At 67.7% G+C, this 254-nt stretch carries 1 protein-coding gene; it reads right to left on the reverse strand.

Annotated elements, in window-relative coordinates; all coding sequences use genetic code 11:
- Positions 1-254, reverse strand: a 254-nt coding sequence (gene tssJ, locus R0J88_RS21795; RefSeq protein WP_410901144.1) for a type VI secretion system lipoprotein TssJ, incomplete at both ends; no start/stop codon positions are given.

The raw sequence follows: 254 nt of genomic DNA on the forward strand, positions 1-254 counted from the left end.
CACCGTCAGGCGCCAGCGGTTCCTGTCGAGCATGCGGTACTCGGCGATCACGCCGATCGCACCGGCCTCGACATTGCCGCGGTAGTGCAGCGTGCGCGACTCGCCCGGCCGCAGGATCACGCGGTCGGTGCCGAGCAGGTCTGCGCCGAGAATGTTCTCGGGCTTGTCCTGGAGCGAGAAGAAGTCGGCGCCATCGAACGCCGACGCCGCGCGCAGTTGGAACACCTTCAACACGATCGGCGACGGCTTGCGGT

Source organism: Pseudoalteromonas sp. SIMBA_162, assembly GCF_046535955.1.
Lineage (GTDB): Bacteria > Pseudomonadota > Gammaproteobacteria > Enterobacterales > Alteromonadaceae > Pseudoalteromonas > Pseudoalteromonas marina.